This window comes from Streptomyces sp. AK010 (assembly GCF_014207295.1).
Taxonomy (GTDB): domain Bacteria; phylum Actinomycetota; class Actinomycetes; order Streptomycetales; family Streptomycetaceae; genus Streptomyces; species Streptomyces massasporeus.
In genome coordinates, this window is the sequence record NZ_JACHCX010000010.1 from 90,936 (window position 1) to 104,261 (window position 13,326).

A 13,326-nucleotide genomic window follows, 5' to 3' on the forward strand; every position below is an offset into this window, starting at 1 on the left:
ATGGGCGCCGCTTGACGGTGCGCACCACCCGACGGATGTGCGCCACCCGACGGATGCGCCCCGCCTGACGGACGTGCGCCGCCTGACACATGCGCCCCGCCTGACGGATGCCCCGCCTGATGGATGGGCGCCGCTTGACGGTGCGCACCACCCGACGGATGTGCGCCACCCGACGGATGCGCCCCGCCTGACGGTTGGCGCCGCCCGACGGACGCGCATCGACCGACGAATCCGCGCAGCCCGACGAATCCGCGCAGCCAGCCCCCTAGGAGTGCCGTGTCCCTTCGTCCGTTCGACCCGGAGTTCCTGCCCGAGGGACACCCCGACAAGAACCCCGTCCCGCCCCGCGGCACCGCCTCGCGCGCTCTGTGGCGCGGCCTGGTGCGCTACCTCCTGCTGCCGTCCTACCGCGCGCTGGTGGCCCTCGGATCGGTGCACGTGGCCGCGCTCTGGCATCCGGAGTTCGGGCCCGCGGCCGGTCCGCCGCCGCAGAACCCGCCGAGCTACAGGACGTTTCGAGCGGGTCTTGAGAGGGGGCCGGAAGCCTGGCCGGGACATCCCCACCCCCCAACCCCCACAGAGAATCGAGGAGATCTGTCATGAGCGACGCGCGGCTGGTCGGCACCTGGACCACGCAGCTGGACGACGAAGGCAAGGCGGTCCCCGGGCTCGTCTGCTTCTCGGCCGACGGCACGGTCGTCTCCACCCAGCTCAACACGAAGAACATCGGCCTGGGCACCTGGCGTTCCACGGGCCCGGACAGTTTCGAGTACGGCTTCCACATCCTCGCCGCCGACCCCGAGGGAAACCACGTGGGGGAGGCCCACGTCCGGGTGTCGGGCGAGTTCGTCTCGGACACGGAGTGGCAGGGCACCGGCGGGGCCGAGTTCTTCGACCCGCAGGGCGCCAAGCTGCGCGGGCACGCGGGGTCCAAGGTGACCGCCGGCAAGTTCGGCATCGACGACTGATGCGGGCGGCGGCGCTGCGGGACCGGCTCGACGGGGACCTGGTTCTGCCGGACGAGACGGGCTTCGCTCTGGCCCGGCAGCTGCAGAACACCGAGTACGACACGATCGAGCCCTCGGCCGTCGCGTACTGCGCCTCCGAGCGGGATGTCGCGCTGTGCGTGCGGCACGCCCGGGAGCAGGGGGTGCGGCTGCACGTCCGGGGCGGCGGACACAGCTTCAACGGCTGGTCGACGGGTGAGGGGCTGGTCGTCGACCTGTCCCGGATGAGCCACGCCGTCGCCGAGGGGCCCGCGGTGCGGCTCGGGGCGGGCGTCCAGTCGCTCGACGCGCTGGACGCCCTGCGGTCCCAGGGGCGGCAGATCGTCACCGGGACGTTCCCCACGGTCGCCGCGGGCGGATTCCTCACCGGTGGTGGGATCGGCTGGCAGACGCGGCGGTTCGGGCTGGGCAGCGACCGGATCACCGCGGCGCGCGTCGTGCTCGCGGACGGCAGGACCGTCCGCTGCTCGCCCACCGAGGAGCCCGATCTGTACTGGGCCACGCGCGGCGGGGGCGGCGGCACCTTCGGGGTCGTCACGGAGTTCGAGGTGCGGCCCATCGACGCGCCCGCCATGACCGGCTTCGAGACGCTGTGGGCGTACGACGACGCCGTGGAGGTGCTGACGGCCTGGCAGGAGTGGGCCGAGGACGGCCCCGACGAGCTCGGCACCTCCCTGGTCGTGCTGCCGGGCATGTTCGGGCCGGGCGGGCGCCCGGTGGTCCGGGTCTGGGGGGCGCACCTGGGCCCGGACGAGGCCCTGCACCAAGGACTGGACGAACTGGCCGAGCGGGCCGGGTGCAAGCCGCTGAGCAGGACCGTCGCCGCGCGGGGCGGATACGCCGAGGTGATGCACGAGGCGCTGTGCGGCTCGAAGACGGTGTCCCAGTGCCGTCGTACGGGAACCGGGCCCGAGGCCGAGGGGCACCGCCACCCGTACACCCGGCAGAGCTACCGGCTCACCGGCCGGTCCGCGACCCGGGCGGAATCGGCGGCGCTGCTCGATGCCTGGGGTCCCGCACTCGACGCGGTGGGCCAGGAGCGGTATCTGCTGTGCATCGCGCTGGGTGGAGCGGCGAACCGGGTACCGGGCGGCGCCACCGCCTACGCGCACCGGGACGCACAGTTCCTGATCGGCTATCAGTTTGCCTGCCGCGAGGCGGAGGCGGACCCGGCGGCGCCGGCGCGGCTGACCGCGCTGGCGGACCGTGCCGCAGCGGCGCTCACGCCGCTCACCTGCGGCTCGTACATCAACTTCCCCAGCTCGCGGGTGGGCGGGGACTGGGAGACGGAGTACTTCGGCGCGAACCGGTTCCGGCTGCGTGCCGTGAAGCGGGCCTACGACCCGGAGGACTTCTTCCGGCACGCGCAGAGCATCGGCCGTGCCCCGACCACCGAGGTGGAGTCATGAGGACGGATCTGCGGAACAAGGTCGTGCTGGTCACCGGCGCCTCCTCGGGCATCGGCCGGGCGACGGCCGTGGCGTACGGGGAGGAGGGGGCCAGGGTCGCGATCACGTACCACAGCGATGAGGACGGGGCCCGGGAGACGGCCCGCCTGGTGACCGAGGCGGGCGGCACTCCGCTGGTGGTGCGCTACGACCTCGCGGACGAGCAGTGCATACGGGACGCCGTGGCGCGGGTCGCCGAGGAGTGGGGCGGCATCGACGTGCTGGTGGCCAACGCGGTGGTCTGGAGCGAGGCGATCCCACGGCCCGGGCAGCCGGTGCCGCGCTTCGAGGACGTGCCGGCCAAGCAGTGGCAGGAGGTGCTGCGTACGTCCGTCGACGCCGTGTTCCACACCCTGCAAGCCGTACTGCCGTGGATGCGCGGACGGCCGTGGGGCCGGATCGTGCTGGTCGGCGCGGGTCTCGCGGACACCGGCAAGGCCGGGGCGGGGGCCTACGGCGCGGGCAAGTCCGCGCTCTTCGGGCTGATGCGCAGCCTGGCCTGGGAGCTGGGGCCCGACGGGATCCTGGTCAACATGGTCGTGCCGGGCCAGACCAGCACCGAGACCGTGCGGGCGCACGTGCCCCCGGGCTTCCTGGAGGAGAAGGGCAAGACCGTGCCGTCGGGCCGGATGTCCGCGCCCGAGGACGTGGCCCGGGCCGTCACCTTCCTCGGCTCGGCCGCCAACGGCAACACCAACGGCGAGACCCTCCGGGTCACCGGGGGGTCCTGAACACGCTGGCCGCCCCGACCGTACCGGGCCCCGCCGCTCTCCAGGGATCCTCCACTTGCCCTCGAGAGCGGCGGGGCTCAATGACCTGTGCCGGAAACCGGCCCAGGAGGCACATGTGCAGACCAGCAGACCACCCGAGGAAACCGCGGCTCCGGCCTACCCGAAGACCCGGGCCTGCCCTTACCAGATGCCCGTCGGCTACGAGGAACTGCGCGAGCGCGGCCCGCTGACGAAGGTCACGCTGTACGACGGCCGTCGGATATGGCTGGTGACCGGAAACGAGGCCGGCCGGGCCCTCTTCGCTCGCGGCTGCTCGTCTCCGGCCACGAGACCACCTCCAACATGATCGCGCTGGGGGCCGTGACGCTCCTCGAACACCCCGACCAGCTCGCGCTGCTGCGGGCGGACGAGTCCCTGCTGCCCGGCGCTCCTAGATCGCGTTCCGCACCCTCTTCCGGCGCATCCCGGGTCTGCGGGTGCCGGCCGGTCGGACGAACTGCCGCTGAACGCCCCGTACGTACTTCAGGGCGTCGCCGGACTCCCCGTCGAGTGGTGAGCGAGCCCCGGATGGGCGTCAGCGTGGCGACGGACCGGTGCATCGGTTCCGCCCTGTGGGCGATGACGGCGCCCGAGGTGTTCACCCAGGACGACGACGGGGTGGGGCAGCTGCTGCCGGGGCCGGTGCGGAACGTGCCGGGGACCCCTTGGTGGAGGAGGCGGCCAGGGCCTGCCCGGTCCAGGCCATCACCTCGCACGGCCAGGAGGTCTGACGCTGCCGCACTCCCCAGGGAGGGCCCGTCCCTCGTGTGCCGATGTCGAGTTGTCCTCGACGGCGCTTCGAGAACCGGGGATCACAGTGTGGGGCATGGAGATTCGTAGCCTCGACGGTGATGAGCCGGCGACCATAGCCGCGTTGCTTCCCGGGTTCCGGGACACCATGAGCCTGGAGCTGCCCGGCGATCCGCCGGTGACTCAGGCCCTGCTCGCGCGGCTGTTCCAGCGGCGGCACGGCACGGAACGGATCGTGCTGGCCGCCTACGACGGGGACACGCCGGCCGGTGTACTGAAGCTCGGCCTCGATCTGGGCGACCCGAGCGGGCCGGGACACGGTTCGCTGTGGGTGTTCCCGGGGTTCAGGCGGCGCGGTGCCGGGCGGGCACTGGCGGCCGCGGGGCTGGCGGCGCTGCGGGAGCGCGGGCGGGACCTGCTGCTGGCCGACGCACCGAAGGCGCAGGCCGGTGAGCGGTTCGCGGCGGAGCTCGGAGCCGACCTCATCGGCGAGAGCGTGCGCCATCGGCTGCGCCTGGCCGGGCCCGCCCGCGCGGTGCTGGAGGCCGCGGCGGCCCGGCCGGTGCCCGGATACCGGCTGGCGAGGTGGCAGGGGCCCTGCCCCGACGACCTGGTGGACTCCTACGCGCGGGCCTGGAGCGTCCTGGAGGAGCGGGTCAACGGCCAGGCCAGGATCCGGCGTCCCTCCGCCGACGACGTACGGGCGCGGGAGGCCGAGGCGGAGCGGGCCGGGCACCTGCCCCACGTGGTGGCGGCACTGCCCGAGCACGGCACGGAGATCGTCGCCTTCGCCACCTTGTTCGTGCGCGACAGCCCGATGGCGGACGTCGGCGAGACGCTGGTGCTGCCGCGGCACCGGCGGCGTGGCCTCGCCACCTGGCTCAAGGGCGAGCTGCTGCTCGGGGCCGCCCGGGAGAACAGCCGGCTCGCGCTGGTCCAGGTCTTCAACGACACCGCCGACACCGCCGTGGTCGCGCTCAACCGCAGGCTCGGCTTCGAGGCCGACTCCTCCTGGTCGACGTACGCGCTCAAGGCCTGAGCGGCCCCCTGATCCCCCCTTGTCCGAGATCCGAGCCGAGAGGAACCCATGACCACCGTGACCCCTGCCGGGCAGCGCACCCGCAACGCCGAGCTGATCCGCGAGCTGTACGGGACGCTGTACCGCGAGCGCCGCTTCGAGGAAACGGGCCGTTTCTTCCACGCCGACCACGTCGAGCACGCCCCGGCCGGCTGGCGGACCTCGGACCGGGTGTTCCCGGAGCTGCGCGCGGACATCGACCACCTGGTGGCCGGGAACGACCGGGTGATGCTGTTCGCGACCTGGACCGGACGATCCCTCTCGGGAACCGAACTACGGCTCCACACAGCGGAGTTGTACCGCCTGCGGGACGGCAGGGTGGCCGAGCACTGGAACGTGGTGGACCGTGACGTGCTCGTCGCGCACGGCGTGGACGGCGGACCCGACCGGAGCGGTCAGCCGGCCGCGCCAGGGCTGCACGGCCCGCACAGCGACACCGAGCGGGCCAACGCGGAGCTGGTGCTCGGCGCGTACCGCGACGTCTTCAGCGAGCACCGGCTGGACCTGGCCGAGCGCTACTACCACCAGGACTACCGGCACCACAACATGCGTACCGACGCGGTGCCGCACGGGCTCGACGCGTTCAAGGCGTTCTTCGCCGACAACATCGCCGCCTTCCCCGACCTGGTCACCACCGTGGACCACATCGTCGCCGCCGACGACCGGGTGATGGTCTTCGTGACCTGGACCGGCACGCTCACCGGCGCGTGGAGCGGCGGCGGCCCCTCCGGGCTGCCGCTGGAGATGCGTACCTGCGACCAGTTCCGGATCGAGGGCGGGAAGGTCGCGGAACACTGGGAGGTCGTGGACTACCTGGCCCTGGGCCTGGCCGCACTGCCGACCCCGTGAACACCCGTCCGAGGCCGATCACCCAGAGAGGGACCGTGCGATGACCTCCGCTTCCGACCCTTCCGGCAGCGCGCCCGTACTGATCGTCGGCGGCAGCCTCGTCGGGCTGTCCACCGCCCTGTTCCTCGCCCGGCACGGGGTGCGGTGCACCCTGGTGGAGCGCCATCCGGGCACGTCGATCCACCCCAGGGCCGTCGGGTACTACCCCCGGACCGGTGAACTGCTGCGTCAGGCAGGCGTCGAGGACGCCGCCGTACGGGAGGCGTCCGGTTTCGCCACGCACCGCACCCGGGCCGGGGTGACCTCGCTCGCCGGTGACGTGCTGTTCAGCAAGGAGGAGCTGGAGGGCGACGACGATCTGGGCGGCCTCACGCCGTCCCGGCTGATGCTGCTGCCGCAGGACCGGCTGGAGCCGCTGCTGCGGGCACGGGCCGCCGAGCTCGGCGCCGACCTCAGGTTCGGCACCGAGCTGCTGTCTTTCGCGGAGGACCCCGAGGGGGTCACCGCCGTCCTCGGCGACGACACCGGCACCCGCACCTTCCGCAGCTCCTATCTGGCGGCCTGCGACGGGCCGCGCAGTACCGTCCGGGAGGCGCTGAAGGTGCCCCGGCAGGGGCGCGGGGTGCTGTCCCACCACGTGAGCATCGCGTTCGGCGCGGATCTGGGCCCGGTGCTGGGGGACCGCCGCTACAGCGTGGTCCATGTGAAGAACCCTCAGGTCACGGGCATTCTCGTGCATGACGACACCTTGACCGGGGGCACCCTCATCGTCGGGTACCGGCCCGAGGACGGCGAGAGCCTGGAGGACTTCACCGACGACCGCTGCGCCGAGCTGGTGGCGGCCGCGGTGGGAGCGGCGGGGGTCGAGGTGACGATCCGCTCGCGCTTCCCCTGGGACATGGCGGAGCAGGTGGCCGAGAGCTTCGTGCACGGCAGGGTGCTGCTCGCCGGGGACGCGGCACACGTGGTCCCGCCTACGGGGGGCTACGGCGCCAACACCGGTATCGCCGACGCCCACAACCTCGCCTGGAAGCTCGCCCTGGTGGTCGCGGGCGTCGCGGGGCCCGGCCTCGTGGAGACGTACAACGCCGAGCGGCGGCCCGTGGCGGTCTACACGGCCGAGCAGGGATCCCTCCAGCTCGCCCTGCGGTCCGGCACCGCCACCCCGGAGCAGCAGGCCGCCGTCGCGGACGCGGTGACGGTGACGTCGGGTCAGGCGTACCGCTCCACCGCGGTGGTGGGGGAGCCGGACGGCGCGGACCTGCCGGTCGCCTCCGACCCGCGCGCCCTGCGCGGGGAACCCGGGACCCGGGCGCCGTACGTGCCGCTGTCGCGGGACGGCGTACCCGTCTCCACGCTGGACCTCTTCGGGCGGGACTTCGTCCTGCTCACGGGGGAGAACGGCCGCGAGTGGCTCTCGGCCGCCGCCTCCGCCTCCGCCGGGCTGGGCCTGAAACTCACCGCGCGCCGGGTGGTGCGGGGCACGGGCGGCGGGGCGGGCACGCTGGCCGACCCGGACGGCACCTGGTCCGAGCGCTACGGCGGGCTGCGCCCCGAAGGCGCGGTCCTGGTACGGCCGGACGGTGTCGTCGCGTGGCGGTCTCCGGGCGCGGATCCCGGGGGCGCGGAGGCGGCGGTGCTGGAGGCGGTGCTGCGCGGGGTGCTCGACCGGGGCTGAGACGCTCGCAGGCGCGTCCGCGCTGCGGCGGGGACGCGCCAGGCGCACGGAGGTGTGCCGCGGCCGGGCCGGGGCGGCGGGTGTCCGTCCGGGCCCGGCGGTGCCGTCTACGCGGAGTCGTCGTGCTGCAACTCTCCGACGGAGTCCACGTACTTGATGAGCAGCCGGGCGAACTCGAGCCGCTCCTCCTCGGGCCAGTCCTGGGTGATGCGCTCGAAGGCCGCGCGCTGGTGGCGGCGGAAGCGGACCAGCGTCTCGTGTCCCTCGGGGGTGAGCTGCAGGATCGTGCGGCGGCCGTCGCGCTGCGAGGCCGCGCGGATCAGATAGCCGGCGGAGATGCAGTCGGAGACCATCCGGCTGGCCACGGAGGGGTCGACGGCGAGGCGCTCGCCCACGACACCGACGGTGATCTCCTGCCCCTCCTGGTCGGGCCCGTCCTGGACGATGTTGAGGACCAGCGTCCTGGTGAAGTCCTTGCGGGACACCTGCTTCTCCACATTCAGCGCCTGCGCGCGCCGCAGTCGGGAGAAGGCGGGACCGACAGCGTCGAGCAGATCCGCTGCCCGCGGCGGGGGCTGAGTCGAAGTGTCCATGTCCGCATTCTAATCGAGTTGATTACGACGGACGAGCATCTGTATGCTCTCAATTGACTGCATGACATTAAGCATATACCTGTGGACGAACATCTATCCTGTTCGTCTCGTGTCGCACATCTCCGTCGCGCATCCGGCGCGCACATCCACCGAGGGGGAACCTCATGTCCCAGTCCGTGCCACCCGAGCAGTCCGATCGCGACGTCGAGATCACCTACGACACCGACGTCGACTTCGACGTCCTGATCGTCGGCGGCGGTCCCGTGGGCATGCTGCTCGCCGCGGAGCTCCGGATCTCCCGCGTGCGGGCGGTCGTGCTCGAGCGGCTGCCCGAGCGCACCCCGCACTCCAAGGCCTTCGGGCTGCACGCCCGCTCCCTGGAGTCCCTCGACCGGCGCGGCCTGCTCAAGCGGTTCCGCGAGGGAGCCCGCTCCTGGAACAACGGCCACTTCGCCGGCCTCGACGAGTGGGTCGACTTCTCCACCCTCGACAGCGCGCACGGCTACGCCCTGCTCTCCGAGCAGACCAGGACCGAACGACTGCTGGAGGAGCGTGCCGCCGAACTCGGCGCCGAGATCCGGCGCGGTCACGAGGTCACCGCGATACGCCAGGACGCCGACGGCGTCGAGGCCGAGGTCGCCGGCCCCGACGGCAGCTACACCCTGCGCGCCCGGTATGCCGTGGGCTGCGACGGCGGTCGCAGCCTGGTCCGCCGGGAGGCCGGCATCGAGTTCCCCGGCACCGGCGGCCGGGTCACCGCCCGGCTCGGCGACGTGATCCTCGCCGACCGTGAGAACGCCCCCATGGGCATGGAGCGCACCGAACGCGGTCTGCTGTTCTGTGTGCCGCTCGACGACACCTACCACCGGGTCTCCACGTTCGACTTCGAGGCCGACCGCGAGCCCGGGGCGGAGCTCACCCTGGAGGAGCTGACCGCCAGCCTGCGCGAGATCTGGGGCGACGACCTCGGTGCGCACTCGCCGCGCTGGCTCTCCGTCTTCACCGACTCCGCCTGCCAGGCGGACCGCTACCGCGAGGGCCGGCTGCTGATCGCGGGCGACGCCGCCCACACCCACTTCCCGGTCGGCGGCCAGGGAGTCAACCTCGGTCTCCAGGATGCCTTCAACCTCGGCTGGAAGCTCGCCGCCGCGGTGCACGGCTGGGCTCCCGAGGACCTGCTCGACAGCTATGACCGCGAACGCCAGGCGCCGGCCCGCAAGGTGCTGGCCAACACCCGCGCGCAGATCGCGCTGATGAACCCGGACCCCTACGTCACCCCGCTGCGCGAGCTCTTCACCGACCTCATGCGCAAGGAGCAGGTGAACCGGCACCTCGCCGAGATGCTCAGCGGCGTCACCGTCCGCTACGCGATCGAGGGTCCCGAGCACCGGCTGCTCGGCGACTTCGCCCGCGACCTGGAACTGACGACCGAGGAGGGCGTCAAGCCCCTCCCCAAGTACCTGAAGCGCGGCACCGGTCTGCTGCTCGACCTGACCGGCGACGGGCAGATCGGCCAGGTCCACGAGAAGTGGGCCGCGGGCGCCTCCTGGGCCGGCCGGCTCCAGCACATCCGGGCCGAGTGCGCCGAGGAGCCGCAGCTGGCCGGTCTGCTGGTCCGCCCCGACGGCTATGTCGCCTGGGCCGCGGACCGGGACATGCCGGAGGCGGAGCTGCGGGAATCGCTGACCGCGGCCGTCACCACCTGGTTCGGCACCGTCTGACGAAGTGGCCGCGAGAGCCGGAGGGGCACGCCCCTCCGGTCGGCACGGCAGCTTCCCCACCCCCACACACACCGCTTGTGAGGACGCAGTGAGCAATCCCCCGTGGTCGCAGGAGTTACTGGAGAAGAGCGACCTGATCACCCCCATGGCCATCAGAGTGGCCGCCACCCTCGGACTCTCGGACCACATGGCCGCCGGAGCGGTCACAATCGAGGCCCTGGCCCGCGAGGCGGACGTGGACGCGATCGCCCTGGGCCGTCTCCTCGGCCACCTGGTGAACGCCGGGATCTACCGCCGGATCCCCGACGGGGCCTACGAACCGACGGACCTCGGTGCCCTGTTGCGCGACGACGTCCCCCAGTCGGGCCGTGACTGGCTCCGCCTGGACGGCCCCACCGGCCGGGGCGAGGCCGCGGTGTTCCGCCTGCTCGATGCCGTGCGCTCCGGCGGACCCGTCTACTCCGCCCTGTACGGGCAGGAGTTCTGGACGGACGTCGAGGCGGACGGCGCGCTCGCCGAGGCCTTCGCCCGGCGGATGGCGGCGAGTATGCGCTGGGTCGTCCCCGAGCTGCTGGCCCAGGGCGACTGGCAGTCCGTACGGCACGTCGTCGACGTGGGCGGCGGCAGCGGTGACCTGCTCGCGGCCGTGGTCGACGCCACCCCGGGCGCCCAGGGCACCCTGATCGACCTGGAGGCACCCGCCGCCGCGGCCGAGCGGGACTTCGCGGACGCCGGACTCCAGGAGCGCTGCCGTGCGGTGGTCGGCAGCTTCTTCGATCCCCTGCCCGCCGACGGCGACGTGTACCTGCTGTCCAACGTCCTGCTCAACTGGCCCGACGACCGGGCGGCCGAAGTTCTCCGGCGCTGCGCCGAGGCCGTTCGGCCGGGCGGCCGGGTCATGATCCTCGAAGGCCTGCTCGACGTGCAGACCGACCAGACGGATCTGGACCTGCGGATGCTGATCTACCTGGGCGGGCGGATGCGCACCACCGAGCAGCTGCGCGAACTGGCCGCCGGTGCCGGGCTCGCACTGCGCCGCGTCGTCGGCCTGGGGCCGGTGCGCTCGCTCGTCGAACTCACGCGGGCCTGACCCGGTCCGCCCCCTTCCCCCCACCCCAACCCCCGCCGTGCACGCGGGAGCAACTCCGTCGTGCAGGCAAGCGAATGAATGAGAAAGAGGAGTACGTCCATGCGTATCGTCCGACACCACGAGTTTGGTGCCCCTTCGGTGCTGCGGCTCGAAGAGGCCGACACCCCTGTCCCCGGCCCCGGCCAGGTGCTGATCCGCGCCGAGGCCGTCGGGGTCAACTTCGCCGAGTGCCAGCGCCGTCAGGGCATCCCCGTCGGCGGTCCCGCCACGCTTCCCGGCTCGCCGGGCGGTGACGTCGCGGGCGTCGTGGAACAGCTCGGCGAGGGCGTCGACCAGGTGAAGGTCGGTGACCGGGTGGTCACCGGTGTCGCCGCCGACGGCTACGCCGAGTACGTCGTCACCCAGGCCGACTGGCTGTTCGCCGTCCCCGAGGGGATCGACCCGGGTCAGGCCACCTCGCTGCCCATCCCCGGCCAGACCGCCTACCACGTGATCACCACGGCGGCGAAGCTCCAGCCCGGTGAGACCGTGCTGATCACCGCCGCCGCGGGCGGCATCGGCCATCTGCTGGTCCAGATGGCCAAGGCGCTCGGCGCGGGCCGGATCATCGCCGCGGCCCGCGGAGCGGAGAAGCTGAAGTTCGCCGCCTCGCTCGGCGCGGACGTCACCGTCGACTACGGCGAGGACGACTGGGACGAGAAGGTGCGCGCCGCGACCGACGGCCGGGGCGTGGACGTCGTCCTGGAGACCGTGGGCGGGGACATCCTCACCAAGTCCGTGAACCTCACCGCCCAGTTCGGGCGGACGGTGGTGTACGGCGCCGCGGGCGGCGAGCTGCCGGCCATCGAGGTCGGTGACATCTTCGACAACCGCATCGTCATGGGCTTCAGCATGTGGGGCGTGATGGGCGGCAAGCCCGACGTCATGGCTCAGGGCGCCCGGGAGCTGCTGGAAATGGTGACCTCCGGAAAGGTCCGTCCCGTCGTCCACGCCGAGCTGCCGCTGAAGGACGCCGCGGCCGCGCACGAGCTGATGGAGTCGCGCTCCCAGCTCGGCCGTGTGGTGCTCGTTCCCTGACCTCTCATCAGATCGTGCATCGGATCATCGATGTGTGGTTGACAAGTGCATGCGTGACAGCATGTAATTGTGCATCATGTAACCCGGATCCCTGGGCGGGGCCGCGTGACGACCATCCGCGGCTCCACAACACCTCCTAGTTGGGAGAACACCATGCGAATCGTCCGCCACTACGAGCACGGCGCCCCCTCGGTGCTTCGTGTCGAAGAGGCGGAGAAGCCGCAGCCCGGACCGGGCGAAGTGCTGATCCGCTCCGAGGCCGTCGGCGTCACGTTCGCCGAGGTCCAGCGCCGCCAGGGCATCCCGATCGGTGGCCACGCCACACTGCCCGGCGCCCCCGGCGGCGATGTCGCCGGCGTCGTCGAGGCAGTCGGCGAGGGCGTCACCAACCTGAGCGCCGGGGACCGCGTAGTCGTCGACGTCGATCACAGCGCCTACGCCGACTACGTGACCGCCGACGCCGCCTGGGCCATCACCATCCCGGACTCGATGGACGCCGCCGAGGCCACCCTGCTGCCCAGCCCGGCCCAGACGGCGTACCACGCCATCAGGGAGGCCGGTCAGCTCAGACCGGGGGAGTCGATCCTGATCGACGCCGCTTCCGGGGGCGTCGGCCACCTCGCCGTGCAGATCGCCAAGGCGATGGGCGCGGGCAAGGTCATCGCCACCGCCAGTACGCAGGCCAAGCTGGACTTCGTCCGTGACCTCGGCGCCGACGTCACCGTCAACTACACCGACGACGACTGGGACGAGAAGGTCCGGGCCGCGACCGACGGCCGCGGCGTGGACGTCGTCCTGGAGACCGTCGGCGGCGACATCCTCACCAAGTCCATCGCTCTGACCGCCCAGTTCGGCCGGCTGGTCTTCTACGGCTCGGCCAGCGGCGACATCCAGCCCATTCACCCGCTGATGCTCAGCCGGATGAAGACCGTGGCCGGCTTCGCCCTGTACGCCATGCTCTACAACAAGCCCGAGGCGATCGCCGCGGGACAGCGCGACCTGCTCGACATGATCGCCACCGGCAAGGTGCGCCCGGTCGTCCACGAGCGGCTCGGTCTCGACGAGGCCGTCAAGGCGCACGAACTCATGGAGGCCCGGGCCCAGCTCGGCAAGGTCGTCCTCGTCCCCTGACGCCGGACCGGCGACGACCCACCGCCTCCCGACCGACGTGGCCGGTCACGATCATCCCCCGCTCGAGAGCGGCCACTCGCCGTACGGCACGAGAGGCACTCGTGCCGTACGGCGCAGCCCACAGCAATCCCCTG

At 72.4% G+C, this 13,326-nt stretch carries 12 protein-coding genes and 2 pseudogenes; 13 read left to right on the forward strand and 1 reads right to left on the reverse strand.

Features of this window, described 5'->3' with window-relative positions; all coding sequences use genetic code 11:
* Positions 1-599: 599 nt before the first annotated feature.
* From HDC93_RS20285 to HDC93_RS20315, 9 genes and pseudogenes are all read left to right on the forward strand, one after another.
* Positions 600-968, forward strand: coding sequence for a hypothetical protein (locus HDC93_RS20285; RefSeq protein WP_185012296.1), 369 nt, complete (start codon positions 600-602; stop codon positions 966-968).
* Positions 968-2,416, forward strand: coding sequence for an FAD-binding oxidoreductase (locus HDC93_RS20290; RefSeq protein WP_185012297.1), 1,449 nt, complete (start codon positions 968-970; stop codon positions 2,414-2,416). The genes HDC93_RS20285 and HDC93_RS20290 overlap by 1 nt, the downstream gene beginning before the upstream one ends.
* The gene (locus HDC93_RS20295; RefSeq protein ID WP_185012298.1) at positions 2,413-3,186 is read left to right on the forward strand and encodes an SDR family NAD(P)-dependent oxidoreductase; all 774 of its coding nucleotides are present in this window, start codon (positions 2,413-2,415) and stop codon (positions 3,184-3,186) included. Before HDC93_RS20290 ends, HDC93_RS20295 begins: the two co-directional genes overlap by 4 nt.
* 115 nt (positions 3,187-3,301) lie before the next feature.
* Positions 3,302-3,532, forward strand: coding sequence for a hypothetical protein (locus HDC93_RS20300; protein ID WP_185012299.1), 231 nt, complete (start codon positions 3,302-3,304; stop codon positions 3,530-3,532).
* Positions 3,496-3,657, forward strand: a pseudogene (locus HDC93_RS38580) (cytochrome P450); the annotation flags it as partial. The gene HDC93_RS20300 and the pseudogene HDC93_RS38580, both read left to right, overlap by 37 nt.
* A gap of 96 nt (positions 3,658-3,753) precedes the next feature.
* Positions 3,754-3,956: pseudogene (locus HDC93_RS38585) on the forward strand (ferredoxin).
* Positions 3,957-4,051: 95 nt separating this feature from the next.
* On the forward strand, positions 4,052-5,014 hold the full coding sequence (locus tag HDC93_RS20305) for a GNAT family N-acetyltransferase (protein WP_185012300.1): 963 nt from the start codon (positions 4,052-4,054) through the stop codon (positions 5,012-5,014).
* A 48-nt stretch (positions 5,015-5,062) separates the two neighbouring features.
* The gene (locus HDC93_RS20310) at positions 5,063-5,902 is read left to right on the forward strand and encodes an ester cyclase family protein (RefSeq protein WP_185012301.1); all 840 of its coding nucleotides are present in this window, start codon (positions 5,063-5,065) and stop codon (positions 5,900-5,902) included.
* Between the two features lie 40 nt (positions 5,903-5,942).
* Positions 5,943-7,580, forward strand: a complete 1,638-nt coding sequence (locus HDC93_RS20315) for an FAD-dependent oxidoreductase (protein WP_185012302.1) — start codon at positions 5,943-5,945, stop codon at positions 7,578-7,580.
* 107 nt (positions 7,581-7,687) lie between these two features.
* On the opposite strand, the gene HDC93_RS20320 is transcribed toward HDC93_RS20315, so the two are convergent.
* Positions 7,688-8,173, reverse strand: a complete 486-nt coding sequence (locus tag HDC93_RS20320; protein WP_185012303.1) for a MarR family winged helix-turn-helix transcriptional regulator — start codon at positions 8,171-8,173, stop codon at positions 7,688-7,690.
* A gap of 164 nt (positions 8,174-8,337) precedes the next feature.
* Here HDC93_RS20320 and HDC93_RS20325 point away from each other — a divergent pair, with 164 nt between their 5' ends.
* The 4 genes from HDC93_RS20325 to HDC93_RS20340 all read left to right on the forward strand — a co-directional run bounded on the left by HDC93_RS20325 (position 8,338) and on the right by HDC93_RS20340 (position 13,192).
* Complete coding sequence (locus HDC93_RS20325; protein ID WP_185012304.1) at positions 8,338-9,894, forward strand: FAD-dependent monooxygenase; 1,557 nt, start codon at positions 8,338-8,340, stop codon at positions 9,892-9,894.
* A gap of 88 nt (positions 9,895-9,982) precedes the next feature.
* On the forward strand, positions 9,983-10,984 hold the full coding sequence (locus HDC93_RS20330) for a methyltransferase (RefSeq protein ID WP_185012305.1): 1,002 nt from the start codon (positions 9,983-9,985) through the stop codon (positions 10,982-10,984).
* A gap of 99 nt (positions 10,985-11,083) precedes the next feature.
* A complete protein-coding gene (locus HDC93_RS20335; RefSeq protein ID WP_185012306.1) occupies positions 11,084-12,061 on the forward strand; it encodes a zinc-binding dehydrogenase in 978 nt (325 codons plus the stop codon).
* 153 nt (positions 12,062-12,214) lie between these two features.
* Complete coding sequence (locus HDC93_RS20340; RefSeq protein WP_185012307.1) at positions 12,215-13,192, forward strand: zinc-binding dehydrogenase; 978 nt, start codon at positions 12,215-12,217, stop codon at positions 13,190-13,192.
* Positions 13,193-13,326: the final 134 nt, after the last annotated feature.